This window comes from Nocardia sp. NPDC060259, from assembly GCF_042728775.1.
Taxonomy (GTDB): Bacteria; Actinomycetota; Actinomycetes; order Mycobacteriales; family Mycobacteriaceae; genus Nocardia.
Genome location: NZ_JBHXAY010000043.1, coordinates 1 through 25,460, shown reverse-complemented (window position 1 = coordinate 25,460; position 25,460 = coordinate 1). Strand labels below are relative to the sequence as shown.

The 25,460-nt window shown below is 64.7% G+C and carries 25 protein-coding genes and 2 pseudogenes; 14 read left to right on the top strand and 13 right to left on the bottom strand.

What is annotated here, in order from left to right; genetic code table 11:
• The first annotated feature begins 56 nt into the window (after positions 1–56).
• Both tkt and ACFWF2_RS17620 read left to right on the top strand, forming a co-directional pair.
• Positions 57–2,117 carry a transketolase gene (tkt, locus tag ACFWF2_RS17625; protein ID WP_379308484.1) on the top strand — a complete coding sequence of 687 codons (2,061 nt, stop codon included), beginning with the start codon at positions 57–59 and terminating at the stop codon, positions 2,115–2,117.
• The gene (locus ACFWF2_RS17620; protein WP_379308483.1) at positions 2,114–2,824 is read left to right on the top strand and encodes an HAD-IA family hydrolase; all 711 of its coding nucleotides are present in this window, start codon (positions 2,114–2,116) and stop codon (positions 2,822–2,824) included. Before tkt ends, ACFWF2_RS17620 begins: the two co-directional genes overlap by 4 nt.
• Before the next feature lie 182 nt (positions 2,825–3,006).
• On the opposite strand, the gene ACFWF2_RS17615 is transcribed toward ACFWF2_RS17620, so the two are convergent.
• Both ACFWF2_RS17615 and ACFWF2_RS17610 read right to left on the bottom strand, forming a co-directional pair.
• Positions 3,007–4,440: a DHA2 family efflux MFS transporter permease subunit gene (locus ACFWF2_RS17615; RefSeq protein ID WP_379308482.1), complete on the bottom strand. Its 1,434-nt coding sequence runs from the start codon at positions 4,438–4,440 to the stop codon at positions 3,007–3,009.
• A 46-nt stretch (positions 4,441–4,486) separates the two neighbouring features.
• Positions 4,487–4,963, bottom strand: a complete 477-nt coding sequence (locus ACFWF2_RS17610) for a MarR family winged helix-turn-helix transcriptional regulator (protein ID WP_379308481.1) — start codon at positions 4,961–4,963, stop codon at positions 4,487–4,489.
• 119 nt (positions 4,964–5,082) lie between these two features.
• Between ACFWF2_RS17610 and ACFWF2_RS17605 the strand changes: the two genes are divergently transcribed.
• The gene (locus tag ACFWF2_RS17605; RefSeq protein WP_379308480.1) at positions 5,083–6,093 is read left to right on the top strand and encodes an LLM class flavin-dependent oxidoreductase; all 1,011 of its coding nucleotides are present in this window, start codon (positions 5,083–5,085) and stop codon (positions 6,091–6,093) included.
• Between the two features lie 63 nt (positions 6,094–6,156).
• On the opposite strand, the gene ACFWF2_RS17600 is transcribed toward ACFWF2_RS17605, so the two are convergent.
• On the bottom strand, positions 6,157–6,765 hold the full coding sequence (locus ACFWF2_RS17600; protein WP_379308479.1) for a DUF4126 domain-containing protein: 609 nt from the start codon (positions 6,763–6,765) through the stop codon (positions 6,157–6,159).
• A gap of 176 nt (positions 6,766–6,941) precedes the next feature.
• Between ACFWF2_RS17600 and ACFWF2_RS17595 the strand changes: the two genes are divergently transcribed.
• Together ACFWF2_RS17595 and ACFWF2_RS17590 are read left to right on the top strand one after the other, a co-directional pair.
• Positions 6,942–7,418: a DUF1772 domain-containing protein gene (locus ACFWF2_RS17595; protein ID WP_379308478.1), complete on the top strand. Its 477-nt coding sequence runs from the start codon at positions 6,942–6,944 to the stop codon at positions 7,416–7,418.
• A gap of 21 nt (positions 7,419–7,439) precedes the next feature.
• Positions 7,440–7,838 carry a PPOX class F420-dependent oxidoreductase gene (locus ACFWF2_RS17590; protein WP_379308477.1) on the top strand — a complete coding sequence of 133 codons (399 nt, stop codon included), beginning with the start codon at positions 7,440–7,442 and terminating at the stop codon, positions 7,836–7,838.
• Positions 7,839–7,895: 57 nt separating this feature from the next.
• Here the strand turns inward: ACFWF2_RS17590 and ACFWF2_RS17585 are convergent, their stop codons facing one another.
• The 4 genes from ACFWF2_RS17585 to ACFWF2_RS17570 all read right to left on the bottom strand — a co-directional run bounded on the left by ACFWF2_RS17585 (position 7,896) and on the right by ACFWF2_RS17570 (position 10,783).
• Positions 7,896–8,657, bottom strand: coding sequence for a hypothetical protein (locus ACFWF2_RS17585; RefSeq protein ID WP_379308476.1), 762 nt, complete (start codon positions 8,655–8,657; stop codon positions 7,896–7,898).
• A complete protein-coding gene (locus tag ACFWF2_RS17580) occupies positions 8,636–9,613 on the bottom strand; it encodes a sterol desaturase family protein (RefSeq protein WP_379308475.1) in 978 nt (325 codons plus the stop codon). The genes ACFWF2_RS17585 and ACFWF2_RS17580 overlap by 22 nt, the downstream gene beginning before the upstream one ends.
• Before the next feature lie 88 nt (positions 9,614–9,701).
• On the bottom strand, positions 9,702–10,250 hold the full coding sequence (locus tag ACFWF2_RS17575) for a TetR family transcriptional regulator (protein WP_379308474.1): 549 nt from the start codon (positions 10,248–10,250) through the stop codon (positions 9,702–9,704).
• Between the two features lie 8 nt (positions 10,251–10,258).
• Positions 10,259–10,783: a hypothetical protein gene (locus ACFWF2_RS17570; protein ID WP_379308473.1), complete on the bottom strand. Its 525-nt coding sequence runs from the start codon at positions 10,781–10,783 to the stop codon at positions 10,259–10,261.
• Between the two features lie 82 nt (positions 10,784–10,865).
• Here ACFWF2_RS17570 and ACFWF2_RS17565 point away from each other — a divergent pair, with 82 nt between their 5' ends.
• The 3 genes and pseudogenes from ACFWF2_RS17565 to ACFWF2_RS17555 all read left to right on the top strand — a co-directional run.
• Positions 10,866–11,258: a PPOX class F420-dependent oxidoreductase gene (locus ACFWF2_RS17565; RefSeq protein ID WP_379308472.1), complete on the top strand. Its 393-nt coding sequence runs from the start codon at positions 10,866–10,868 to the stop codon at positions 11,256–11,258.
• Between the two features lie 256 nt (positions 11,259–11,514).
• Positions 11,515–11,955, top strand: coding sequence for a hypothetical protein (locus tag ACFWF2_RS17560; protein WP_379308471.1), 441 nt, complete (start codon positions 11,515–11,517; stop codon positions 11,953–11,955).
• A 188-nt stretch (positions 11,956–12,143) separates the two neighbouring features.
• Positions 12,144–12,320: pseudogene (locus tag ACFWF2_RS17555) on the top strand (transcriptional regulator); the annotation flags it as partial.
• A gap of 251 nt (positions 12,321–12,571) precedes the next feature.
• Here the strand turns inward: ACFWF2_RS17555 and ACFWF2_RS17550 are convergent.
• Both ACFWF2_RS17550 and ACFWF2_RS17545 read right to left on the bottom strand, forming a co-directional pair.
• Positions 12,572–13,135, bottom strand: a complete 564-nt coding sequence (locus ACFWF2_RS17550) for a hypothetical protein (RefSeq protein ID WP_379308470.1) — start codon at positions 13,133–13,135, stop codon at positions 12,572–12,574.
• Between the two features lie 354 nt (positions 13,136–13,489).
• Positions 13,490–14,053, bottom strand: coding sequence for a hypothetical protein (locus ACFWF2_RS17545; protein WP_379308469.1), 564 nt, complete (start codon positions 14,051–14,053; stop codon positions 13,490–13,492).
• Between the two features lie 164 nt (positions 14,054–14,217).
• Here ACFWF2_RS17545 and ACFWF2_RS17540 point away from each other — a divergent pair, with 164 nt between their 5' ends.
• Positions 14,218–15,549: a hypothetical protein gene (locus tag ACFWF2_RS17540; protein WP_379308468.1), complete on the top strand. Its 1,332-nt coding sequence runs from the start codon at positions 14,218–14,220 to the stop codon at positions 15,547–15,549.
• Between the two features lie 340 nt (positions 15,550–15,889).
• A complete protein-coding gene (locus ACFWF2_RS17535) occupies positions 15,890–16,186 on the top strand; it encodes a hypothetical protein (protein ID WP_379308467.1) in 297 nt (98 codons plus the stop codon).
• Between the two features lie 174 nt (positions 16,187–16,360).
• Here ACFWF2_RS17535 and ACFWF2_RS17530 read toward each other — a convergent pair whose 3' ends face one another.
• From ACFWF2_RS17530 to ACFWF2_RS17520, 3 genes are all read right to left on the bottom strand, one after another.
• Positions 16,361–17,233 (bottom strand): hypothetical protein, encoded by an 873-nt coding sequence (locus ACFWF2_RS17530; RefSeq protein WP_379308466.1) that lies wholly within the window; start codon positions 17,231–17,233, stop codon positions 16,361–16,363.
• Between the two features lie 385 nt (positions 17,234–17,618).
• Entirely contained in the window at positions 17,619–19,352 is a 1,734-nt protein-coding gene (locus ACFWF2_RS17525; RefSeq protein WP_379308465.1) for an ankyrin repeat domain-containing protein, read from the bottom strand.
• Complete coding sequence (locus ACFWF2_RS17520; protein ID WP_379308508.1) at positions 19,349–19,690, bottom strand: hypothetical protein; 342 nt, start codon at positions 19,688–19,690, stop codon at positions 19,349–19,351. Before ACFWF2_RS17520 ends, ACFWF2_RS17525 begins: the two co-directional genes overlap by 4 nt.
• 189 nt (positions 19,691–19,879) lie before the next feature.
• Here ACFWF2_RS17520 and ACFWF2_RS17515 point away from each other — a divergent pair, with 189 nt between their 5' ends.
• Positions 19,880–20,194 carry a hypothetical protein gene (locus tag ACFWF2_RS17515; protein WP_379308464.1) on the top strand — a complete coding sequence of 105 codons (315 nt, stop codon included), beginning with the start codon at positions 19,880–19,882 and terminating at the stop codon, positions 20,192–20,194.
• A gap of 257 nt (positions 20,195–20,451) precedes the next feature.
• On the opposite strand, the gene ACFWF2_RS17510 is transcribed toward ACFWF2_RS17515, so the two are convergent.
• Positions 20,452–20,838, bottom strand: a complete 387-nt coding sequence (locus tag ACFWF2_RS17510) for a hypothetical protein (protein WP_379308463.1) — start codon at positions 20,836–20,838, stop codon at positions 20,452–20,454.
• Between the two features lie 551 nt (positions 20,839–21,389).
• On the opposite strand from ACFWF2_RS17510, the gene ACFWF2_RS17505 reads away from it, so the two are divergent.
• From ACFWF2_RS17505 to ACFWF2_RS17495, 3 genes and pseudogenes are all read left to right on the top strand, one after another.
• Positions 21,390–22,547: a DUF3558 family protein gene (locus ACFWF2_RS17505; RefSeq protein WP_379308462.1), complete on the top strand. Its 1,158-nt coding sequence runs from the start codon at positions 21,390–21,392 to the stop codon at positions 22,545–22,547.
• Between the two features lie 113 nt (positions 22,548–22,660).
• A pseudogene (locus ACFWF2_RS17500) lies at positions 22,661–22,789 on the top strand (transcriptional regulator); the annotation flags it as partial.
• A gap of 144 nt (positions 22,790–22,933) precedes the next feature.
• A partial coding sequence (locus ACFWF2_RS17495) for a Helicase associated domain protein (protein ID WP_379308461.1) occupies positions 22,934–25,460 on the top strand: 2,527 nt, incomplete at its 3' end.

Genomic DNA, 25,460 nt, shown 5'->3' with positions numbered 1-25,460 from the left:
TCTCACCCGCCCGCCCACCCGCCGGGGGGAGGGCACGGCGGCGGCGATGCGGTCCGATGGACGGACCCGATCAGGAAGGCCGCGCCATGCCGGAATCCACTGTCCATCGGCCGCTCGTCGCGCCGTCGGTCGAGACCGACCAGCTCGCCGTCGACACCCTGCGGTTCCTCGCCGCCGACATGGTCGAGGCCGCGAACTCCGGCCATCCCGGCATGCCGATGGGGGCGGCGCCGATGGCGTGGACGCTGTGGAGCAGGCATCTCCGGCACGATCCGGCGGACCCTGCATGGGCGGACCGGGACCGGTTCGTGCTGTCTGCCGGGCATGGTTCGGCACTGCTGTACGGGCTGCTGCACCTGTTCGGCTACGACCTGCCTGTCGAGGAGCTGCGCCGCTTCCGTCAGCTGGGGTCGCGGACGCCGGGCCACCCGGAATTCGGCGAGACCCCCGGGGTGGAGTGCACGACCGGGCCGCTCGGTCAGGGGCTGGCGATGGCGGTGGGAATGGCATTGGCGGAGCGCATGTCCCACGCCCGCTACCCCGAGATCACCGAGCACCGCACCTACGCGATCGTCGGCGACGGCTGCCTGATGGAGGGCGTCAGCCATGAGGCCGCTTCCTTCGCCGGGCACCTCGGGCTCGGCCGGTTGATCGTGCTCTGGGACGACAATGCCATCACCATCGATGGTGCGGTGGACCGTTCGTGCGGTGACGACCAGATCGCCCGCTTCGCCGCCTACGGCTGGCACACCGAAGTGGTGCCGGACGGCACCGATATCGAGGCGATCGACGCGGCCATCCGCCGCGCCGGAGCCGACCCGCGCCCGAGCTTCCTGGCCGTGCGTACGGTGATCGGTCATGGCGCCCCCGACGTGGCGGGTACGGCGAAGGCGCACGGGTCACCCTTGGGCGCCGATCAGCTGGCACGAGCCAAAGAGATCGCGGGGTGGGGCTATCCGCCGTTCACAGTGCCCGAGCAGGTCGGTGCTACGTGTGCGGTGCTGGCGGAGATCGGCGCCGAAGACCGCGCGGACTGGCTCGACCGCTTCGCCGAATTCGCCGCTGCCGCACCGGAACGCGCCGAGGAGTTCGCCCGCGCCTGCGCGCGGATCCTGCCCGCCGGGATCGTCGATGCCCTGTCCGGGATCGTCGGGGACGCACCGCGGGCGACTCGGCAGTCCTCGCAGGCGTGCCTGGATGCCGTGCTGCCGGTGCTGCCGGAGCTGGTGGGTGGCTCGGCCGATCTCGCGGGATCGACCGGCACCTCCTGCGGCCCGGTGGTGACCCGAGACGACTACTCGCGCACCGCGATCGCGTTCGGTATCCGCGAATTCGGCATGGCCGCCATCCTCAACGGGATCAGCCTGCACGGCGGATTCCGGGTATTCGGCAGTACGTTCCTGGTGTTCGCCGACTATCTGCGTCCGGCTTTGCGTCTGTCGGCGCTGATGGGTCAGCCGGTGATCTATGTGTTCACTCACGACTCGATCGCCGTCGGCGAGGACGGACCGACCCACCAGCCGGTCGAACACGTCGAGTCGTTGCGTGTGATCCCTGGCTTGCAGGTGCTGCGCCCGGCCGATGACGCCGAGACCGCTCTCGCCTGGGAGTTGGCCCTCAGCCGCACCGACGGACCGACCGCGCTGGTGCTGTCCAGACAGGCACTGCCGCAGGACAACACCAACGCCCCGATTCAGCACGTCACCGACTCACAGGGTGACGCCACCGACTCGCAGAGCGCTGTCGAATCCGCCGGCTCTGTCGACATCGCGGCCACCGGATCGCCCGGGGGCGAGGACCTCCGCACCGTCGAACTCGTCGCCACCGGCTCGGAAGTCGCGCTGGCGAGGGCCGCAGCCGATCAGCTTCGGGCCGACGGCTACACGGTTCGCGTGGTGTCGGTGCTGGACCGCTCGCACTACTCCCCCGACCCCGCAGCGCACACGGTCAGCATCGAGGCGGGCAGTACCGCGGGTTGGGTGGGCCTGGTCGATCTCGCGATCGGGATCGACGGGTTCGGGCACAGCGGTCCCGGCGCCGAGGTCATGGCTCAGCACGGCTTCACCGTGCAGGCGGTGCTCACCCGAATCCGCGAATACCTGGGCGGGACACGATGACTCGCTTGGACGCGGTGATCTTCGATGTGGACGGCACGCTGGTCGACAGCGAGCGCGACGGTCACCGGGTGGCGTTCAACGCGGCCTTCGCCGAAGCCGGGCTCCCCGATCGGTGGGACGTCGACTGCTACGGGCAGCTGCTGAAGATCGCGGGCGGCACACACCGGATGACGTACTGGTTCGAGAGCACCGGCAGGCCACCCGCGCACGCCAGGGAGCTCGCGGAACGGTTGCACCCCAGCAAGACACGGATCATGCGGCACCTGGTCGAGAACGGGAAGATTCAGCCGAGGCCGGGCGCACGCCGGCTCATCGAGCGGCTCACCGCGCGGGGTGTCGCGCTGCACGTGGCGACCACCGGCACCCGCGCCTGGGTGGAACCGTTGTTGCGGAATACGTTCGGCGATGTGTTCGGCACCGTCGTCACCGGAACCGAAGTGCCCGATCTCAAGCCGAGCCCGGCGGTGTACCTCGAGGTCCTGGCCAGGACGGGCTGCGCTCCCGAACACGCCGTGGCCGTGGAGGACTCCGCCAACGGCGTCCTGGCCGCGACGGCAGCCCGATTGCGCTGTGTCGCAGCGCAGAACGCCTACACCCGCTCGCACGATCTGTCCGCGGCGACGCTCGTCGCCGATGGTCTCGACGATCCGGAGCTCGTCAGCTGGTTCGACACCCGGCTCACCGAATCTCAGCGGCTGGCGCGGTAGCGACTACCCGGACCGGACAGCAGTCCACCGGCCGTCGGGTTCGTCGGCCGCCCGGCGCGGAAGCGATCCGTCCCGCAGGCGCGCAGGTCGCCGCCGGCACAGGTGGCGGCGGCGTTCTGCGAGGCGGAGCCGGGCTGGCCACGGAGGCTGTTCCGCGATGCCTGCCCCGGCGGCCTGCTGCTTCAGAAGGCGGGAACCGGGGTAGCGGCCGGTACAACCTCATCGGTGGAGCCCGGACGGCGCAGCACCGTGACGCTGACGACCAGGGCGGTGGCCAGCAGACCCGCCGCTACGGTGAACGCCAGCCGGTAACCACTGGTCAGAGCCACGGCGTCCGATACACCGACCGCCAGCTCGGTACCGGTCCGCGCGGCGGCCAGGGTGGACAGGACCGCGATGCCGATCGCCATGCCGACCTGCTGGGTGGTGTTGAACAGGCCCGAGGCCAGCCCGGCATCGTCGGCCGCGGCACCCGACATACCCAGCCCGGTGAGTGCGGGCAGGACCAGTCCGCCGCCGGCGATCAGCACCATCATCGGCAGCAGATCCACGACATAGTCGGCCTGCACCGGAAGCCTGGTGAGCCATGCCATTCCGGCCAGCAGCAGCACCAGACCGGCGACGAGCACAGTGCGTTCACCGAAGCGGGTGATGAGCCGGGCCGAGGCGAACAGCGATACCCCGCCGATGGCGACGGCCGCGGGCAGCATGGCCAGACCGGTCTGCAAAGCGTTGTAGCCCAGCACCTTCTGCAGGTAGAGCGCGACGATGATCTGGAAGGCGAACATGGCGGACAGCGTCAGCATCTGCACGACATTGGCGCCGGACACAGTGCGGGAGCGGAAGATGCGCAGCGGCAGCAGCGGATTACGGGCGGTCGCCTGACGGATCACGAACGCGGCCAGCAGCGCGGCCGCCAGTGCACCGAGACCCAGGGTGTGCAGCGAGTTCCAGCCGTACCGCTCGACCTCGACGACGGTGTAGATGCCGAGCATCAGACCGGAGGTCACCAGAACGGCACCGAAGACGTCGGCGCCCGCGGCCCAGCCGAGCCCACGGTCGGCGGGCAGCGCCTTGACCGCGACCAGCACGGTGACGAGCCCGATCGGCACATTGATGAGGAAGATCCAGTGCCAGTTCAGCGCATCGGTGAGCACGCCGCCGAGCACCTGGCCGATCGACGCGCCCGCCGCGCCGGTGAAGCTGAAAATGCCGATGGCCGTTGCCCGTTCACGGGGGCCGGGGAACATCGTCACCAGGATGCCGAGCACCACCGAGGCGGCGATCGCGCTGCCGACGCCCTGCAGGAAGCGCGCGGCGACCAGCATGGCCGGGCTCGTCGCCGCACCGGCCAGCAGCGATGCCACGGTGAAGACGACGTTGCCGGTGAGGAACATCGTCTTGCGGCCGATCAGGTCGCCCAGCCGCCCCGCCAGCAGGAGCAGGCCGCCGAAGGCGATCAGGTACGCGTTCACGGTCCAGCTCAGACCGGCGGGTGAGAAGCCGAGGTCGTCCTGAATCGCCGGCATGGCGACGGTCACGATGCTGCCGTCGAGGATGGTCATCAGCGTCGCCGCCGACAGCACCGCGAGGGCGATGCGCTGAGAAGTGGTCATGAAACGACCGTACTAGATAGTTTCGTTGCAGACAATCTATTACGGACTATCGCCGGGCGCGACGCGCGGGCGCAGCCTCCACCGCCGTCGACAGATGACCCTCCACCAGCAGATTCAGTGCGCGAACCAGGGTTTCGCGCTCCGCCTTCGGCAGCGACCCCAAGGCCGCCTCATGCACGCCGTCGACGATTTCGGTACTGCGCGCAGCGAGCTTCGCACCCTCGGGCGTGACCGCGATGATGCGAGCACGGCGATCGGTGCTGGACGGCTTGCGCTCGGCCAACCCCGCCTTCTCCAACGCGTCGACGGTGACGACCATGGTCGTCTTGTCCATGTCACCGAGTTCGGCGAGCTGCGCCTGGGTGCGCTCGGCTTCGAGCGCGTGCACCAGCACGCAGTGCATGCGGGCGGTCAAGCCGATCTCGGCGAGTGCCGCCGCCATCTGGGTGCGCAGGACATGACTTGTCCGGTCGAGCAGGAAGGACAGGTCGGGCTCGGTACGGGTAGGCGCGAGGGCGGTCATACGGCCACTATAGTTTTGTTATAGATAATCTGCATCCATCCGCAATCCAGGGAATTTCGCCGGACTGCAGTCCGTTTAGGTGATGACCGGAGCAGACCGCATCCCGAAACGAGGTTCACATGGAACTGGGGCTGACCACCTTCGCCGAGCTGTACCCCACCGGCGACCGGCCGGCGCCGACCGCCGCCGAGCGCCTGCGCCAGGTCGTCGACGAGGCCGTCGCGACCGAGGCCGCCGGCCTGGATGTCTACGGCGTCGGCGAGCACCATCGCAAGGATTTCGCGGCCTCCTCCCCCGCGGTCGTGCTGGCCGCCGCGGCGGCACGCACCGAGCGCATCCAGCTGACCAGCGCGGTGACCGTCCTCAGCTCCGACGACCCGGTCCGGGTCTACCAGGACTTCGCGACACTGGACGGTCTGTCGAACGGCCGGGCCGAGCTGATGGCCGGGCGCGGCTCGTTCACCGAGTCGTTCCCCCTGTTCGGCTACAATCTCGGCGATTACGACGCACTGTTCGAGGAGAAGCTGGCCCTGCTGCTGCGGCTGCGCGAGGAGGATCCGGTGACCTGGTCGGGCCGGTTCCGCGCGCCACTGCGCGACGTGACGGTGTACCCGCGCACCGACGACAGGCCGCTGCCCGTGTGGATCGCGGTCGGTGGCAGTCCCGAATCGGTCATCCGCGCCGGCCTGCTCGGGCTGCCGTTGGCGATCGCCATCATCGGTGGCCAGCCGGCGGGCTTCAAGCCGCTGGTCGAGCTGTACCACCGGGCGCTGGCCGAGGGCGGCCACGAGAAGCAGCCGGTGGCGGTGCACGCGCACGGCTATGTCGCCGACAGCGACGCGCAAGCCGTCGCCCACTTCTACGCCCCGTACGCGCTGGCCATGTCGACCATCGGCCGCGAACGCGGCTGGAGCCCGATGACCCGCGAACAGTTCGATGCCCTGCGCTCGCAGAGCGGTTCGCTGTTCGTCGGCACTCCCGACTACGTGGCGGGCAAGATCGCCGAGGTCCGCGACACCCTCGGGCTGGACCGGTTCATGTTGCACACCAGCGTCGGCACCCTCCCGCCGGAGCAGGTTCTGCACAGCATCGACCTGCTGGGGACGAAGGTGGCGCCGCAGGTGCGCTGAGCCGTCGCACGCCGAGGGTCGACCCGCCGCCGATTGTCCTGGCGCTCGGCATGTTCGGGACCGCTATTCGAGTGCGGCGGCCGCGCCCGCGCTTCGCGCCTCCCGGCGTTCCCGGCGGCGACGGAGGTAACGCCGGATGCGGCTGGCACAGGCGTAGACGATCCACAATCCGATGGCGAGCAGGACCGCGGCGATCACCGCTGCCAGCACCGGGAAGAACATGGCGAGGGCGAGGACGCCGCCGACGCTCAGGTCTTCGGCGGTGCTCAACGCGATATTGGTGACCGGTTCCGGTGAGGTGTTGATCGCCATGCGGGTGCCCGCCTTGACGATGTGACTGGCCAAGGCGGTCGTCCCACCGACCGCCGCGGCGAACAGGGTCGGCAGCGAATCGTCCTGACCTGCGATCAAGGCCGACACCACCGCACCCGAGGCGGGCCGCACCACCGTGTGCACGGCGTCCCAGAACGAGTCGAGGTACGGGATCTTGTCCGCGACGGCCTCGATCAGGAACAGCACTCCCGCGGCGACGAGCACATCGGTCCGTTGGAGTCCAGGGGGCACGTCGTCGGTCCAGCCGATCCGGCCGAACAACCCCAGCAGGAACACCACCGCATACGCGTTGATCCCGCTGGCCCAGCCCGCGGTGAAGATCAGAGGTAGCACCGACACCCACTCAGCGTAGGCCCGCCGACCGACGGCTCGCGGTAGCTCGACAGCCATGGTCGCGGGTCGCCGAGGTGAGAGGTTCCGTGCGAATCATCTAGCACCGCTAGACAAGCTAGCGGGCAGATGTTACCGTTGCTCCAGTTTCTAGCACTGCTAGCAGTCAAGAGAGGGAGCCGAAAATGCTCATCGTCACCGGCCAGATCATTGCCGCCGTCGCCGTTCTCGCCAATGCCGTCATCTACGGCACCGATGTCTGCGCGGCCGTGATCACCCGGTCCGTCTACCGCAAACTCGATGATGCGACCGTGACCATGAGCGCGGGATGGGGCCACTATTACGGCGACAAACGCATGCCGGTGTTCGGTGTGGGCGGTGTGGTCACCGCGGTACTCACGCTGCTGATCGCGCTGTGGGCCGGGCAGATCGGCGCCGCTGTCGCGGCGGGGATCACGGTGGCGGCGCTGCTGACCTGGCTCGCCTTCTACGTCCGCATCGCCAAGCCGATCAATTCCCGGCAGACCGCCGCCGCGCAGAGCGGCACCGTTCCGGCCGATGCCCGTGCGCTGCAAGACAAGTGGGACAGCATCCTGAAGTACCGGATCACCTTGCAATTCATCGCCATCGCCGGACTGTGCGCCGCGCTGATCCTGTTCTGACCTCACCAAGGAGTAACCGACATGACCTTCACCATCAATGAACAGCAGTTCCTCGCCGAGGCCGGGATCGGCCGGCTGGCCACGGTGTCGCCCGACGGCGTAGTCCAGAACAACCCGACCAACTATCGGGTGAACGCCGACGGCACGATCGACATCGGAGGCATGCGGATGCGCGCCACTCGAAAGTACCGCAATGTCGAGGCCGGTAGCCGGGTGTCGTTCGTCATCGACCAACAGGTTTCCCTGGATCCGTACGTGATTCGCGGCATCGAGGTACGCGGCACGGCCGAGGCGATCGATGACGAGGAGCCACCGTTCCCACACCAGGAACGCACGGTCATCCGCATTCACCCCGAACGGGTCATCTCCTGGGGCATCGACGGCGGATCCTTCGACTTCACCAGTCGCGACCCCGCGTAGTCAGGCATCCTGGGCAACGGCGAGCGGACTGCCACGCCCGCCAGCCGTTGCCCCCGGTCAGCTCTCGGCAAGGACCGCGGCATCCACATACCGTGGATCACGGGCGATCGCGGCGAAACTCGACTCGCCGTCGGCGCCAACCGATTCCTCCACCTCGGCCAACCGGACGAGCAGATCGAAATAGCTCGCCTCGGCCGTCCGCAACTGCGCGATCGTCGCCGTGAGATCGATATCGGCGGCGAACCGCGCCCCATCGGCACCGACCAACAGGGTCGCCAGCCATCCGCCCGAATCGGCCGCGAACATCGCCCCGCTGGTCTCGGCCCAGAACAACACCGTGCTCGGCGCCACCTCGGAGCTCAACCGCCCCGCCGCGGCGAGCATCACCAGCGCGGTATAGACGTTCGACTCACAGAACCCGAAGTGCATCAGATACGCCTCGAGCGCTCCCGCCCGATACCTCAGTACATAGGTCAGCCCACCGGCGTCCTCCCCGAAACAGTCGGCGAAATACTCCCGAGGCGTTATCCCCTCCTCGGCCTGCCGCCAATCCGGCGCCTTCCCGTCCCAGAACCACCGGTCATACATCGCGCCATGATTCTCGATGGCCTCCGGCCCCGGCGCCGGTGTCTCCAGCCACTGCTCGAATGCCTCCCGCTCCATGGGAATTCGAGCAGCAACGACAAACGTGTCCGACACAACCGGCTCCTCATCGATCTCGATGGCGCCCACCATCCCGGGCCCACGCGCCATCCTAAGAATGCCGGTTCCTGGCGCGCGCCGACCGAGCTGGTCGATCAGGTCGGCCGCGGCTGCCAACCGGGCCCCCGGAACAGGAAGCCGAGCTTGTCCGACAATGTCGCCGCGTTCCTGACGTCCCGCCAGAGCGCGACTATCTCGCGCGCATTGATCTTCGCGATGTTGTAGGTCTCGACGTTCTTGGTGAGGCCGTAGATCGCCCGCTCGCCCTCCGGCTCGAAGGAGCCGAAGATACGGTCCCAGATGATGAGGACGCCACCGTAGTTGCGGTCGAGGTATTCCGTGTTGGAGCCGTGGTGCACGCGGTGGTGGCTCGGCGTGTTGAACACGAATTCGACAGGCGCCCACAGTTTGTCGATGACCTCGGTGTGGATGCCGAATTGGTACAGCAGGTTGATCGCGTAGGAGGCGGCGATGATCTTGCCGTCGATTCCCGACAGTGCCAGTGGCACAAGGAACGGCAGGGACGTGACAACCAGCCAAGGCGTACGTAGTGCCGTGGTGAGGTTGAAGCTCTCGCTCGAGTGGTGCACGACGTGGACCGACCAGAACACCCGGATTTCGTGGTGCGCGCGGTGAAACCAGTAGTAGGCGAAGTCGACCCCGACGAGTGCGACGGCCCACGCGGCCCAACCCTCGAGGTGCCACGGCACCAGCGAGGAAACAAACGCGAAGATCGCGAGTTCCACCAGCGCCCAGGGAATGTTGAGGAGTTGGTACCCGAGACCGCCGGCGATGGAGGTAGCCGAGTCACGGTAGTCGTATGGCTTGCCGCGACGCTCGAGATACACGATCTCCGCCCCAACGGCGATGATGAAGACCGGGATCGCCAGCCAGATCAGTATGGTCGAGACATCCATGCCGGACATCGCGGACGCGAGCCGGGGAATGACGATGACTACGGCAGCCGTGCTCAGTCCTGCGACGAGCACTCCGCAAGCCAGGATAACCCTGGTCCGGCCGTTGGCCAGGAACTTCTCCTGCCGCGCCTCGGCGGTCGATTGCATGCCACTCATAGGTAAACCATCGTCCGGAGCGGCGCTCCACACCAGGGACCCAAGGTGTAGCTGATCGCCACCTTGTCCGACATCCAGGGGGTGCAGCTCACAGGAGGCGACGGACGGCCTCGACGATCGCGCGGCGGCGGTCATCGGCGCTCTCGGCCTCGGACGGCAAGCTGGTGATGTTGCTCGGGCTCCACGCGAGAGCCATGCCGAGGACGAGGGTCAGCAGTGTCGCGGGTGAGAATTCGGAGCCGATGCCGTCCTTTTTCTGTGTCGCGGCGAGTGCATCCAGTTTGGCGTCGCGCGCGGGCGCCGCGACGGCTGGGTCCTGGTCGCCACGCTCCAGGCGGTGCCAGGTGGCCAACCGGATGACGTCGGGGTTCTGGCGGCAGTAGTCGAATAGCCGTCCCGCGTACTCGGGGAGGTCGCCGGGGGTGAAGGGGACCGAATTCAGGCCGTGGGTGACGTGGGCGTCGAAGACCGCGTCGAAGAGCTGGTCCTTGCTGCAGAAGTAGACGTAGATGAGATTCTTGTTGGCCGCCGCGGTCTTGGCGATCCGGTCCACGCGAGCTCCGGCGATACCGTACTTGGCGAACTCATCAGTGGCGGCCTGGAGAATACGGGCCTTGGTGGCGTCGGCTCGGGACATTTTCGGCGTCACCCGATTCCGAAGACGGCGATGACCGCGTCCGATGCGACGAGCAGCACCGTGCACCACAGGGCGATCCCGGCCATCAGCCAGCGGATCAGCCGCCAGCTGGGGATGCCCAGCGCCGCACCTAGTAGGGCCGAGCCCCAGGTACCGAAGAGGGCAGGCCCTACGATGCCGAAGCCCGCCACGCCGTATCGGTCGAGGACTCGCTTGGCCCGCCGCCCCGTGGCGCCGGAGAGCCGGGCGTCCGCTGCGGGCGCCTCTCCGCTGGTCGCAGCGATGGCGGATGCGCCGTCGGCTTCCGTCGCCGAATCGGCCCGCGCGGCGGCCGACTTCCGGCGGACGCGGCTGGACTGCCAGAGCAGCCGGACGCGTTCCATGGCGAACACCGCGAAGACCACACAGCAGGCCGCGCCCAGCAGCACCGCGACCAGCGCGACCGGACCCGGCAGGGAAAGTGAGAGCCCGACAGGAACCGCGGGGGTGCCTAAGACAAAGCCCGCGAGCAAGGTCCCAACGAATCGCCCCATGCAGATTCCTCTCAGCCACGTCGTGCGCTTCGCTGGGCGGTTCCAACGACCACAAACTTAACTAACTGGTTAGTATCTTGTCATGAAACACACCGACACGGTGCTGGGCGAATTGGCGGCCGGCAAGTATCTGCTTCTCACCACGTTCCGCCGAGACGGCAGGGCGGTTCCCACGCCGGTCTGGGTGATGCGCGACGGCCAGACGCTGGCGGTGTGGAGCGCGGCGGACGCAGGCAAGGTGAAGCGGATCCGCAACGGGAGCCGGGTGACGGTCGCCCCGTGCGACTGGCGCGGCAAGTCGCTCGGTGCCTCGGTTCCAGGCTTCGCCGAGGTGCTGGCACCGGACGCGAGTACACACTTCACCGCTCTGATGAAGCGCAAGTACGGGCTGGTCGCCCGGATCGGGCTCCTGGGCAGCCGGCTGCGGGGAGGCTCCGAGCGCACGGTGGGCATCCGTATCCGGCTGGACGGTTGAGCGGGGGCGACCTGGGTCGCCCAGCGCACACCGGCTCACCGACATCGAGCGGCACCCCGACTCCCCACGGTTGTTACCTTGGTTTCATGGTCAGCGCGGCATCTACCCGGCGGCGCGACGGACAATGTATTCGCTGTTGGGTTGTTCGCGGGAGATAGTGGGCGGTAGCGTACGGGCGGGGGTATTCGGGCAGTCGGCATGAGATGCAGAAGGCCGTCCTCGCCCGCCATTTCAACTGTCACACGGGGGTTTTCGAATGTCTCAGATCGATGCGATGCAGCCGGGCGTGCAGTCGCCCTACGCGAACGAGCCCGCGGTTCGGCGATTGACCCGCCTTGCCGGATCCGCCGGAATCGCGCTGGGTATCGCGCTTGTGGCCTGCTCTGTCGGACTGGTGGTGTCCGGGCTGGTCAATCCTGAATACCTGATCGTCGTCTGCGTGGTCGCGCTGTTGCCCGGGATTCCCGCCCTCAGCCTGCTCACGGCGTCGCGGCGGATTCTGCGTGGCGAGATCGCCGGAACGACCAGGGCGACCACGATGCTGGTCACCATGGGCGGCCTCGTCCTGCTGGGAGCGGTGGGCGCCATCATCGAAGGGCCTTGGCCCGCGAAGATTCTGATGGTCGTTCTCGCCATCGGTACTTTCACTACCGCGACCTTCGTCAACCGTGCCGATCGAGCGTTGAAGGGCCAATAGTGGAGGCTCGGTGGGGTAGCGCCGGATTCGGGCCTGCTCGGCCGTGCGGCTGATCCACACGGCCGAGAAACCACGGGGCGATCAGCGGCGCGGTGACACCACGATCGCTGCTCGGCTGTACCAGCGGTCGACGGTATTGCCCTCGTTGCCCATGAACCCTTCCGATTCCAGGTTGTTACCTTGGTTTCATGGTCAGTGCGGCATCGACCCGGCGGCGCGAAGAGTTGCGCGATTTCCTGCGGTCGCGGCGGGAACGGTACCGGCCAGGAGATGTCGGGCTGCCCGCGGCGGGTCGTCGGCGTACGCCCGGTCTGCGGCGCGAGGAAGTCGCGATGTTGGCTGGGGTGAGATGTCGGTTACACACTCCTTAAATGCCCACACACGGGGAGGGAGACGACGATGTCACCTCTCCCTACAGCAGCACGATGATTCGGCGCGGCGAGAGCGCGGATCGTGGCTGATCGGTTAGGCAGTGGTCGAACCGGCACCGCCGGTCCGCGGACCCGGGACACGGGGTCCGGCGCGGACGGATGTCCCCAGATCAGTCTTCGACCACGCCTGCCACCACCAAGTTGGTATAAGCATCCTGAAATGCCGAATTGAGGGCGTTGTGCGTTCACGTACAGGTCAACAGCAATTCGAAGGCGCTGTGCAGGTCGGACCCGTCGAAGACTTCAGGTTCCACGTCCGGCGCGGTGTGACGCCGGACAGTGTAGTAGTCAGCCAGATACCGCAGATCGCCCCACGGTTCCATGACGTGAACACGGTCCAACACCCGCCCACATCGCAGGCATTCGAGCCATGGAACAACAAGCAGGCCCGTCAGGTTGGAGTCCGTGATGCCGAGTCGGCCTGGATCGACCGGCGACGAAGACTCATCGGGCAGCAATCGGATCGAGGGTTCGACATCGGAATCTTGTTCACACGAGACGATTTCGTCGTGCCGTGCCAGCCGCTCGCCCCATTGCTCGGCCAGCACTTCGATCTCGGCGCGCGTTCGGTCGCTAATAGGCACTCGGTGCTCGATCAACTGTCGGATCAGGATCCATAGTCCGGCTTCCTGACTGCCGGTCGCCCGGCAGTCGCGAAAGTTCTCGCCGGCTACGGCCGACGGCAGCAACCTGGCCAGTCGTTCCCATAGGTCCGCTTCGTATGCCTCGTAACGGCTCTCGCCACCCACGAACGTGACACTAATGGACCGAAAGTGAGCACGAGTTCACCGGCTCGCGCCCTGACCAACGCAACGCACGCTCATGCCGCTGATCGCGCGGGCTGCTCCGGGCCTTAGGAGTTCAGAGTCGGCCCCGCTCACCGGGGTGAGATGTTCGCTACACACTCCTTCAATGCCCGCTTCCTGTACGAGACGACGATGTCTCCTCTCCTGCAACAGCCCCCTCCCGTCCGCCGATCGGTCTTCGATCGAATCACTACCAAGTCGGTATAGGCGTCCTGAATGCCGAATTGAGTGCGTTCCCCGAGGATGCGGGGTCCGACCCGAGTTGGTGACTGAACCCGTGTGAGCCCGATGGCGGTCTTATGCGAAGCCGAGCTCTTTAAGGTAGATGTACCAGGGATCGGTCAACCACCATGGCTCTCGCCAGGTTTCGTGCGGACCGTGGATATACGGGTACCGCGGCCCCAACGCGACAGTGCTGATGAACTCCGCGACGCTGTCACATCGCAGAACGAAGCCGCTGTCCAAACCGTGGCGGAAGTACAAGAAGTCGAAAATGAACACGGCTTCAGTATCGAGGTCGAGCACGATCGATTGCTCCCTTACCCGCCCGATAGTCAGTGTGTTGCCAGCATCGATGACCTTGCCTGCGAAGTCGATCAGACGCTGGGGCCGGAAGTCGTGGTGTGAGCCGAACCGCAGGTCACCGAATTGCGGATGAGCGGTGAGGGCGTAGAGCACACGAAGTCCCGCTGGTAGTTCTTCGGGTAGTTCCACTCCCGCGGGCAAGCGCAATCGCCCGTCGTCGTAGATCTCGGAGAACTCGTCGTCTTCTTCTTGTCTGCGATCGAGTTCCTCTTCGGCGTCTCGCTGCAGGAGCAGCTCGATTTTTGCACGCATCGTGTGCTGGTGGTCTGCCGTCACGTTTTTGATCTCTCGTCACCGAGACCTGCGCCTCGCTCGACGTTGATGTTAGATCCACACTCCGACACCGGAATTACACCTGCACGTACATCCGCTCATGCCGCGACCCGCGCAGCCGGCGGTCCGTATAGCTCCGGGAAGTAGCTCAGCTTGCATCACTGGACGTGACCGATACCGTTCCGAAGGTGAAGGATGCAGCCGAGTTGGATCGGCGTCGACGTTGGTATGACGGGTGGTTGCACGAGTGGGATGTGTCGCTGCTGATCGAGCTCGGGCAACTCGAGGAGGTCACGCGGCGGGCCGGGCAAGGCGATTGGTTCTGCGCACACGGTCTGGCGGCCGTGCAACACCTGAACGGTCAGCACGACGCGGCGATCGAGGTGTTGCGGCCGTTCGCCCAGACCGGCTGGTGGACAGCGATAAAGGCCGTCGCCACGATATTGGCCGACTGCAGTCGCACGGACGAGGCTCTTGCGCTGTGTCGTTCCAAGGTCGTGAGCGGTGATCGCGACGCCATCGAGTATTCGGCGAGGCTGCTGGCCGAGGTCGGGCGCGCCGGTGAGGCATTCGATCTGCTGCGACCTGGTGTCGATGACTGGGTTCATGTGCGGGCGCTGGTTGAGATCAGTGTGGGTTTGGGTCGCAACGAAGAAGTCACCCGGTTGCTACTCGAGGCCATCGACCGACTTCGGCGGCCCGGTGCGGGGTTCGACGGAATTGTCTTGCACGTCGAGCTGTTGGCGGTGGTACTCGAGCGGCAAGGACTGGTTGATGAGGCTGTCGCGCTGCTGAGCGAGGATCTGTCTTCCAGCAACATCATTGAACAGTTGATCGCGGTGCTGATCCGTCATGAGCGTTACGAGGAGTTGGGTGAACTGCTGGCCGGACGCGCCGATGCTGGAGAAATCTGCCATGTGGTCGAGCACCTCCCCGAAGGTGTCGACGTGGATCGACTGGCTTCGGCTATCCGTGCGATGCCCGACCCCGAGAATTGTCATGCGGCATATCATCCACACGCGGCACTGGGGCAGTTGCTGCTTCGTGCCGGCCGGATCGGCGAGGGGCTGGTAGAGCTGCGTAAGGCTGTGGATCCTTTGGATGTTGTTTCCCTGCAGTTCTTTTGGGCGCTGCTTCTCGACCTTGGGAGTCCGGACGAAGCCTTGGCGCTAATCGATGATTGCGCCGTCATGGCGGGCGGCATGACGTGGGAGCTACTGGTCGAGCACGCCGGGCTGCTCGGCAGCTGCGGCCGCACCGGGCAGGCGATCGAGGAGTTGCGGGTTCGTCCGGAAGTCGGGGAACCGGAGGGTGCGGCGTATCTATCCGACTTGCTAGTCTCAGTCGGGCGGCTCGACGAGGCGATTGCGGTGGTGGCACCAGGTTTTCGTCTCGGTAACAACATCGATGTGATGGCGAGATTGATGATTCGTCAGGGGCGAGTCGAGGAAGGCGCGCAGCTGTTGTGCCGAGCTGCGCCTGTGGCGGGTTGGTCCTGACTCGCGGTTGTCTGCGGTGCTGGGCTGCAGGCCGCCGGGCGACTTCTTTCCGCCCGCGCTTTGGCCGCCGCCCCAATGCACCCTCATCAGCGTAAGACGTTTTAGAGCACACTGATCAGCATTGACTTTAGTCAGTACAAGTGCGCGGTAATGCTGCTGGGCGCGCGGTCACGAACGTCCGCATCTGCCGATGAGCAAGTACCCCAGTGCCCGCTCTTGTCGGTGTGCCTTGCGACCATAGGTATATGCCCGCAACGGTTCCGATCCCGCCGAGGTCGGATACTTCCGCAACCCCATCGCGTACTTCTTCGAGCTGGACAAGGAACTCGAACGCTGTGGTGTGCCCGAGGAACTGTGTACGTTCGGGTTCCTGTTCGCCGGTCCTCCGACCGAAATCCCCTTCCACATATCGGGTTCACTGGAGGGATACCCCGCAGTCGGCCACCTGGCACTGTCACGAGCGAAAGCTGGCGCCGATGCCTATCGAGCGGTCATCGACAAGATCGATCAAGACTTCGTCGACGATCTCACCACCCTGGTGGAGAAACTGGAATTCGAGCACGAGGACTGGGCGAGCCGTCAGGGACGAGATGACAGCTGGTACGTCCCGGACACCCCCTTCTTTTCGACCGACTGACCATGTCGACCCAGGACGAACGAACTCTTCTGCCGCATGCCGCGCTGACCAAAGCGGCCAGCGTGACCACCTGAAGATCGACGGAGCCAGGCTATCTACTGCCGACCTCCGCACTATCATGGCGAGTTGAGCGTGAGAACCTCTGTTGCAGTTCAACTTCGGCGTGCGGCCGCATCAGTCGAAGTCCTGACCGTCCAGTACCCAGGCGGTGCGCTGGGCGGGGTCTTCGACGGCCAGGTGCATGTACCAGATGTCGTCGCTCCAGTCCCGCCAGGTCATGCAACGGATTCGAGCAACGAAGTCATTGATGTCGTCGACATCGGTCGACCCCGCCATCAAGTAGAGGAGTCGCCAAAGCCTCAGGCGCCCTTCGGATTCAGAAGCGCGTCTGAAGGCGCCCTCGCCGCCCAGCAGACAGAGCAACGCGGGGTAGGCCTCGGAGAAGTCGACCATCGCTGCTTGTGCCGGTTCTTCCGGTTGTTCCCAGTCGTTGATCGTGAGCTGGTGGGCAATGGCTTCCTCAGCTGTGCCGCGGACGACGGTAATCTGATTGATGATCGTCCGCTGTGTTTCCATCAGGCCGAAGTCCGAGGTATCGGCAGGCTGGCCCTGGCGTTCTTTGGGGTGCACGAGCATCGGGAACGCCAGACGCTCGGGCGGGAACTGGAAGGCCTGGCCGTTGCTGCCGCTGTGTTTCTCGTGGTAGCGCCAGAGATGTTCGGTATCCCAGTTCTTCGCTTCCCAGGACTGCAGTCGCAGTGGAACCAACCAGCATTCAGCTTCCCCGGGCGCGCAATCTGATGGTTGCTCCGCCGAAAGATACTGTCCTGCTATATCTTCCTCGCGTAGCACGCGTGCATGGGCGACCCGTAGGCGCAGTCGAGGATCATGGAGGTGTCCATCGGCTTCGGCCCAAGGATGATTCTGGGCAAACATGTCGCAAAGGTTCCGTTCGAACGCCCACCAACGGTCGTTCCGGGGGATTAACTCAAGGGCCTGTGCCGCTGCAGTGGTCGACGCGCTGAGGATGGTGTTCTGGGTTGTCATCGACTGTGTTTCTACCAGCTGGCTTTGGCGACGCGGCAACCTGGACGAATCGACAGCGGCCGAACACACTGACGTGCCGCTGACGGGCTGCTCCGAGCCTTAAGAGTGCAGAGTCGGCCCCGCTCGCAGGGGTGAGATGTCGGTTACACACTCCTTCAGGGCTGCGCCGGAGAGCGATCGTCAACCAATGCGATGTGCGGTTGAAGCAGCATCAGGAATCGGCGACAGCCTGCATGTGTCGCTGAGGGCGGCAGCGGGATCGACGTTGCGGAGGGTCGATAGCCAAGCACCGTTGGAGCAACAGCTTGCACCGCGTCAACTTGTGGCCCGGCTACCGGGCCTTCGGGACCGGATCAAGTCAGAGCACTCGCATCGGTGTCAGAGGTTATCGAGGTGGAGGTGGAACGCGGTGTACACCCCGCTCGGTCGCCGCCACAACGCCGGTGTGGGCAGCGCTCGCCAGGGCGTGCACCGCGCCAATCGACGTGAGTTGGGTTGCAGGTGCGCCTGTCTCAGCATTCAACCAGAGCACGCCGGTATCGAGACCGACCGCGACCCAACTGCCACCGGCAGCGAAGCACAGCGACGCCCACCACATCTCGCCGTGAACGCCGGCTACGTCGTTGTCGATGCGGAGATGCCACACCGGGTCGCCGGTCGCTGTGTCTACGACCACGACCAGACCGCGGTAGCCATACGGTCGATTTTGTCCATGGTCCGGCCGGATCCAGGCGGCGAATCGGTGCCCGTCCGGACTGAACACTACTGACCCAACCAGGTTGGAGTGGTCAGTCCGTGGCAGGTCCTCGCGTTCGTAGCGGTGGGAGAGGGCACCATTTGCCGAGACGTCGATCAAACTCAGCCACGCTGCCCCCTGCATGCAGTTACCGACGGCAAGACGACGCCCGTCCGGAGAGAACTGCGGTGTGATACTCCAATCACCCAACATGATCTCGTCGTCGTCGGCATCGTGCCGCAGACCGTGTTCGGTATCAACGACCACCAACTCCTCACCGCCAGTGAGGGCAAGCAGCCGGCCATCCGGCGACCACGCCGCGTGTCCCTGCACTCGCCGAGGACGCAGTTCAGCGGGCAGTACATCGACGATGTCGAGGTCACGCCAGTCACGCAACAGCACCGATTCGTCAGCGAGAAAGGCCGTCCGCATGCCTTTCGTCGATCCGTAGGGCCCACGGATCTTCTGACGTCCGGGGACTTTGATGATCCGTACCGGCTCGAGATCGGGTGCCAATTGCCAGTGCACCAGGTAGGCGCCGGAGTACATACTGCTCAACGCTTCCGGTAACGAGGGGTGGATCACCAATCCGTGGTGCGTGCCGACCACGACGTTATGAAAGCCGAGCTCGAGCGTCCGGTTCGCGGTATGCAGGATGTCGATCATTCTGGCTCGCAACGACTCTGGCGCGTCGGGACTGAGGAGGTCGATCGCGGTGTCGCCGAATTCGTCACGCGATACCGGATCTGCGCCGCGTTCGAGCAAGAGTTCGGCAACCTCGGCCCACGACAGATCGCCAGCTAGTGCGCAGGCTCGGTGGAGCGGAGTGTGTGGTTGCGGTGTCTGAACCGGTGCGTCGGCGAGGATCAACAGTAGGGCTATCTCGGGGTTGTCTGTCAGGTCCAAGGGGGTGACTCGATTGCCGTCGGCGGCCCGAGTGGCCGTCAGCGCAGGATCAGCCCCCGCGGTCAGGAAAGCAGCGACGACATCGCGCCGGTTCTTCTTCACAGCGACATGCAGCGGTGTCGATTCGAACAGATATCGCGCTGCCAGTCCCTGCTGTCCGGCTGCCTCGGCGAGCAGTTCGGCGATCGGGCCGCTGGTCGCGAAGTGCAGGGCGTTGCCCCCGTTCACTCGCGTCGCCAAGGGATCCGCGCCACGGCCCAGCAGAAGCTGTACTGCGGCAAACGAATCTGCCTGCCACGTCGCCACGATCAACGGGGTGGCATCCATCCATCCTCTGGCATCGACCAGATCGGGCCACATATCCAGCAGCCGAGTCAACTCGACCACATCCCCGGCCTCTGCCGCCGCGATCACCGTCGACGTCCGGTCCTCGCCTCTGCCCTTCAATAAACGCCGCACCGCAGTGATGGTATTCATATTCTCCCGCCATGCACCAGCAGGTCACGGCAGATGATTTCGACACCGGGATGTGCCTGCAACCATGCCGCCAACGTGGCGGCAGTGCGGTCGGTGAGTACGTCGATAGGGTGCCTGGTCTGCATGGCGAACAGGATGGTGCCGTAGCGGTGGCCGCGGCGCAGCGAGGTGTCCGCCAGTCGTCGACTGTAGCGGCTGTGGACTCGTCGTGACCGTGTCGCGCAACCCGGGCAGGCGGCTGGTTCATCGCGGGTCGCCGCCTCGATACGCACCGTGGACCCAACGACTCGAACCACCCTGATCGCCAGGCCGTCGAGGTGCGGGAACAGGACGCCCATCGGTCCAAGATCAGAACACCAGCCACATGATCAACTATCAAGCGCCACTGTGCATCTCGGGGTGGTCAATCACGGAGTTTGTGCCAGATCCGGTATTCGAGGAGTGCTGACAGTTGCGGGGCGCACAGACTCTGGGCCAGATAAGGTCTTGCGGTGGTATCGATCTCGAGTAGGGGCGATGGATGCGTATTGCCTGCCATCGCCGTCTGTTGGCTTGCCGACGATCCGCAACCAGGAATCGTGTTAGTCGAATTGGTAGACGCACATGGTCGTCCTCATCAGCTGGTCGGCAAGAGTGCCTACTTCGGTGTGGGGGAGCTACTTCCAACATCGCCCTATCCATGCCCGACAAGCATTCAGTGCCTAGTCGAGGACATCAACGACGACCTGGCCACGGTCAAGACTGCGGACTGGTTGACCGGCGGCCCTGACCACGTACCTTTCGTTTTCGACGTGTATCTGGACATCCTCGTTCCTACCGACCACCTGCCGCCGATCATCTGAGCCAGGCGCGTCGACGTCCGCATCTGCCGCGAGACGCGCGGTTCGAAGCGGTCACAGCGCTCACTCTTCCTGAGACTATCTTGGGCCGTTGGAGTACGCGCTCGTGCCGAGTTCGGTGTGCGGTGTCAGGGGCAGGACTGGCGCAGGTGAGTTTGGCGAGTCCCCGATTGGCGTGCCCTGAGTCCGAAAGGCAATCGACTACCACAGCGTTATCAGTACCGACACGGGCGAGCGGGCGCTGGAACTTCGACTTGCCGTCAACCGGTCCGGGTTAGATCGGTGACGTAGCGGAGTTCTGCAGGCTTGCTGTCGGCGCCGAGTACCACGACCTCGTAGACGAGTCCGGGTTGGGGCGGCGGTCTGGGGAAATCGCCATCGGGTGGACGAGGCAGGTAGTAGGTGGCACGGCTTCCGAGTTCGTTGACCGAGTAGTTGCGCGTTCCTGCGAGTGGGCCGTCCAGGAGGAGACCTTCACAGAAGCGAATCTTGGGCGCGTGGGCCACGCGGTCCAGGTCGAAGTGGGCTTTGATCTGGTCATCGGTCAGGTCCGGCTCGATGTGTTCGGTTCGGCCGTCATCGAGGAGCAGGCGGCGACCCTCGTTATCTGGAGGAAGAGTACTCACTACCCCGATTCGATCGGCCACGCCACATTCTCCCAGGCTTTGCTCTGAGGACATCCCGTCACGCTATCGGGACATCCGATCCGCAGTGTGCCCGCTCGCAGCGAGATCGACTGCGGCACAAGAACGTCCGCTTAGGACGAGTTGGGTACGGGGCTGGTGGCGCGCAGGTCGCGGTACGTCTCAACACCCAACTATTCGGGAGTGCTGACGAGAGCAGCCAGCGAGCCACCCTGCTGTTGCGCAGCAACCCACACCAACTCGTTGCACCATTCGTCGCTCTAGCGGGACGCTACGGTGTCACCTCGATCTGAGTGCAGTCGCCGCACACATCGACCCCGACACCGAGGTCTAGATGATCGCGGGGGTCGAGGCCAGGGTGTCGCGGCGGCCGCCTGTCGCCGCTCTTCGAAAACCGGCCGATGCCGCCTGACAAATACAGAGATATCACGGATTTGGGACTCGCGACCGGTTTGACAGGCTCTGGCCCTCCGGACACACTCGAACACCTCGGCGCGCAGCGGGCGGCCGTTCGGGGAGGGTCTTCACTCATGGGTATTCGTCACGGTCGCTCGGTGTCCGCATCGCTCGCCCTGCTCCTGGTGGTCGGCGTGGCCGGTTGTTCGCAGGACGCCATGGTGCAGTACAAAGCGGGATTCTCTGAGCTACCCGCGCGCTGCTCCGAAGCGTTGCAACCCGCCGAACAGGAAATCAAGGCGTTCGCAGGCGAGGCGTACAGTTCCGTCGCAGAATCGCAGGACACCAACCGTCGAGTCACGGACACCAGTCAGCATCTGACCTGTGCGATGAAGTTCGGTGGCTCGGTTCTGCGTGAACCCACAAAGGTGCACCGGACGCCGATGTGGCGAAACGTTTCGATCTCATACTTCCTGTCCCTGTATCCCATCAGTGCAAACGAGACCCCAAAAAACCTGGTGGACTATGTCCCCGGATCGACTCTCCCCAACCCCCCGCGAACTACACCCATCGCCGGCATCGGCGAGAACGCGATCACCTGGGTCAAGGAGAATAGGGGCGATCCGCCGCGGGTCAGCGTGAAATTCGCCATCAACAATCTGATCGTGACTGTCGAGACGTGGGGCAAGGACTGGCCCGGACGCCCCGAGACATTCCCCGTCATCGACTCGCCGGAACTGCGAGCAGATTTGCACAACGGTACTCAAGCGATCGCGAAAGCTCTTGCCCGACAAGCTCCGTCAGCACTCCCGACAGCAATTCTCACCCAGCCCTCGTTGACCAGCAGCACCAGTACACCCACGACCACACCCACGAAGGCTTCCGGTGGGGTGTGGGATCCCTGTGAGATCCCGGAGGACACCCTGACCGTCGCAGGACTCGATGTGAGGTCGCAATTCCGCGGCGATAAACAGGCCGACAGTGCGATGTGCATGTGGCGCGGCGGATGGTATCGACTCCGGGTGTTCCACCAGGATGCACCGTTCGAATGGTCGGTCTATCAGAGCTCCAACTATGTGCGTCCAAAGCCGGTGACCATCGGCGATCGCCACGCGGTACAGGTGAACTGGGCCGATTCCGACAGCTGGTGCGTCCTGGCGTTCGAGGTGACCCAAGAAGCGAATCTTCCTGATGCAGGCGGCCAAACGCTCACCTTTGAGGCCTCGTTGACCGAGGATCGATCCCAAACCGAGCTGTGCGACGAGCTGATCCGGGTGACGACCGCGGTGGCGGGAGCCATGCCGCCGACCACGTGACCGACCTCCGGGCGAAACCATCGTGCTCACCCTCGGACAAGATCACCCTGCACGACAAGCCCAGGCCCACGAACAATCGCGAGAGCGAGCGCGGCAAGGGTTTTCACTACTTCCTGAAATCGCGCCGCGCCAAGATCACCCCGGGCGATGTCGGCCTGCCCCCCGGCCCCCGCCGCCGCACACCCGGCCTGCGCCGCGAAGAGGTCGCGCAACTCTCGGGGGTGAGATGTCGGTTACACACTCCTCATAGCCCGACTGGGAGGCAAACGCATGACACCGCATGCAGCAGCCCCTAGCTGGTGTGTCGGTGATGACGATGGTCAGTCGCACTGAAAGGTTCGAGGATCGCTCATCTTGTGTCGGACGGTTGATCTAGTGTCCGATGCATGGGGAGCTTTGATGAACTCGTTGATCACTTGGATGTCGATCCTGTCCTGCGAGGCAAGCAGTTCGAGCATCTCTGCAAGTGGTTCTTGACCAATGACCCTACCTATATGGCCACGCTACGACGGGTGTGGTTGTGGGATGACTGGCCGGGCCGCTGGGCTGCCGACGCTGGCATTGACCTGGTTGCCGAAGATCGCAGCGGGAAGTTCTGGGCCATCCAGGCCAAGGCCTACGCTACGGATAACGCGGTAACCAAGAACGACGTGAACAAGTTTCTCGCCGAGTCATCGCGTGCGATCTTCTCCTTTCGGCTGCTGATTGCTACTACCGACAAACTGCACCACATCGCGCGGCGAACGATCAATGACCAAGAAAAGCATGTCAGCTTTGTGGGTTTGAGTGACCTGCGGACATCGGAGGTCGACTGGCCGAGCGAGCCGACGGACCTCCGTCCGTCGCCGCTGCCGAAGTCGGCTGAGCCACGTGACTACCAGCGTGAAGCCATACGCAACGTCGTCGAAGGCTTCCGGACCGCTGACCGTGGGCAGCTCATCATGGCTTGCGGCACCGGGAAGACCCTCACTTCCTTGTTCATCAAGGAAGAACTCGATGCCAAGCGGACCCTTGTCCTGCTGCCCTCGCTGTCACTGCTCAAGCAGACGATGCATATCTGGAGGGTGAACGCCAAGACGCCGTTCGAGTCTCTGCCGGTCTGCTCCGACGATACCGTTGCCGAGCACGCCGACGAAGCTGTCACTCACATAAGCGAGTTGGGCGTGCCTGTCACAACCGAACCTGCCGATATTGCGGCGTTTCTGCGTCGACGGTCGGGACCTCGGGTGGTCTTCTCGACCTACCAATCGTCTCCGCAGATCGCCGCAGCTTTCACACTCGGACGGCTGCCCGCGTTCGAGCTGGTGGTCGCTGACGAGGCACACCGGGTCGCCGGTGACGAGTCCACTGTTTTTGCAACGGTTCTCGAAGCTGACGCTATCAAGGCGCACCGCCGCCTGTTCATGACCGCAACGCCGCGCTATTACACCGGTCGCGTTCGAAAGGCCGCACAGGACGCGGAACTGGAGGTTGCGTCGATGGACGATCCGACCAGATTCGGTGAGGTGTTCCACCGACTGAGTTTCGGCGAGGCCATCAGCCGGAAACTTCTCACCGACTACCAGGTCGCCATTGTCGGTGTAGACAACGCGACGTACCTCGAGTGGGTGGAAAAGGGCACCTTGATCATGCGCGAGGGCAAAGCCACCGACGCACGGACTCTGGCAAGCCAGATTGGGCTGGCCAAGGCGATGCGGAAGTACGACCTCCGGAGGATTATCAGCTTTCATTCCCGCGTCGCCCGCGCCCGCGCGTTCGCTTCCGAGATGCCGGAGGTCATCGAGTGGATGCCAGCCCGCCAGCGACCGAAGGGCACGTTGTGGACCGGACACGCCTCTGGAGAGATGACCGCCGGTGAACGCCATGTTCGCCTCCGACGGCTGCGGCAACTTGAGAACGGCGAACGCGGGCTGTTGGCCAACGCTCGATGCCTCTCCGAGGGGGTCGATGTCCCGACACTCGACGGTGTTGCGTTCATCGACCCTCGCCGAAGTGAGGTGGACATCGTGCAGGCTGTCGGCAGGGCGATCCGATTGGCAGAAGACAAAACCATCGGAACAATCGTTATTCCGGTATTCATCGACACCGAGACCGACCCGGAGACGGCGCTCAACCATTCCTCCTTCAAACCAGTGTGGGATGTCATCAATGCGCTCCGGGTCCACGATGACGAGCTAGCCGAGCAAGTCGACAACGCCCGCTTCGAACTCGGCAGGATGGGCGGTCGCGCAAAGCTTCCGGACAAGATCCATCTCGATGTATCGCCGCGGGTCAGTGCGAGTTTCGCCCGTGCATTTGACGTTCGCCTGGTCGAGAAGACCAGCGCGAAATGGGAGTACTGGTATGGGTTGCTTGCCAGGTACGCCGCTGCGAATGGCGCGGCACAGGTTCCCGTCGACTTTGTCATCGAGGGGTTCGCGCTCGGACAGTGGGCGAGTGTGCAGCGCGGTATGTACTCAAAGGGAACGCTGAGCGACGACCGGCGAGCCAGACTGGAGACACTACCGGGCTGGTCGTGGGATTTCCTGTCGGAGAGGTGGGAGGTCTGGATGGGCTTGATGAACAAATTCGTCGCCGAACATGGTCATGCCAACGTGCCGTTCCCCTACATCGTCGGCGCGTACAACCTCCGCAGCTGGGTTGCCGTCCAGCGCGGGGCATATCGCCGAGGAAATTTGCCCGAAGCACGTATCCGTGAACTCGAAGCTCTGCCGGGCTGGTTGTGGGACGTAGTTCAGGACGTCTGGCAGCAGAATTACGACGCTCTCACGATGTTCGCTGAACGTGTCGGGCACGCCCGTGCCCCACAACGGCATGTGGAGGGCAAGTTGAACATCGGGACGTGGGTCACGGTTCAACGCAGAAACCGTGAGGAGATGTCTGCGGAACGGCGGGCCCTTCTGGAAGCCCTCC

Coding starts and splice junctions, on each gene's coding strand:
- tkt (WP_379308484.1), top strand. CDS start 57: ATGGACGGACCCGATCAGGAAGGCCGCGCCATGCCGGAATCCACTGTC.
- ACFWF2_RS17620 (WP_379308483.1), top strand. CDS start 2,114: ATGACTCGCTTGGACGCGGTGATCTTCGATGTGGACGGCACGCTGGTC.
- ACFWF2_RS17615 (WP_379308482.1), bottom strand. CDS start 4,440: ATGACCACTTCTCAGCGCATCGCCCTCGCGGTGCTGTCGGCGGCGACG.
- ACFWF2_RS17610 (WP_379308481.1), bottom strand. CDS start 4,963: ATGACCGCCCTCGCGCCTACCCGTACCGAGCCCGACCTGTCCTTCCTG.
- ACFWF2_RS17605 (WP_379308480.1), top strand. CDS start 5,083: ATGGAACTGGGGCTGACCACCTTCGCCGAGCTGTACCCCACCGGCGAC.
- ACFWF2_RS17595 (WP_379308478.1), top strand. CDS start 6,942: ATGCTCATCGTCACCGGCCAGATCATTGCCGCCGTCGCCGTTCTCGCC.
- ACFWF2_RS17590 (WP_379308477.1), top strand. CDS start 7,440: ATGACCTTCACCATCAATGAACAGCAGTTCCTCGCCGAGGCCGGGATC.
- ACFWF2_RS17580 (WP_379308475.1), bottom strand. CDS start 9,613: ATGAGTGGCATGCAATCGACCGCCGAGGCGCGGCAGGAGAAGTTCCTG.
- ACFWF2_RS17575 (WP_379308474.1), bottom strand. CDS start 10,250: ATGTCCCGAGCCGACGCCACCAAGGCCCGTATTCTCCAGGCCGCCACT.
- ACFWF2_RS17570 (WP_379308473.1), bottom strand. CDS start 10,783: ATGGGGCGATTCGTTGGGACCTTGCTCGCGGGCTTTGTCTTAGGCACC.
- ACFWF2_RS17565 (WP_379308472.1), top strand. CDS start 10,866: ATGAAACACACCGACACGGTGCTGGGCGAATTGGCGGCCGGCAAGTAT.
- ACFWF2_RS17560 (WP_379308471.1), top strand. CDS start 11,515: ATGTCTCAGATCGATGCGATGCAGCCGGGCGTGCAGTCGCCCTACGCG.
- ACFWF2_RS17530 (WP_379308466.1), bottom strand. CDS start 17,233: ATGACAACCCAGAACACCATCCTCAGCGCGTCGACCACTGCAGCGGCA.
- ACFWF2_RS17525 (WP_379308465.1), bottom strand. CDS start 19,352: ATGAATACCATCACTGCGGTGCGGCGTTTATTGAAGGGCAGAGGCGAG.
- ACFWF2_RS17520 (WP_379308508.1), bottom strand. CDS start 19,690: ATGGGCGTCCTGTTCCCGCACCTCGACGGCCTGGCGATCAGGGTGGTT.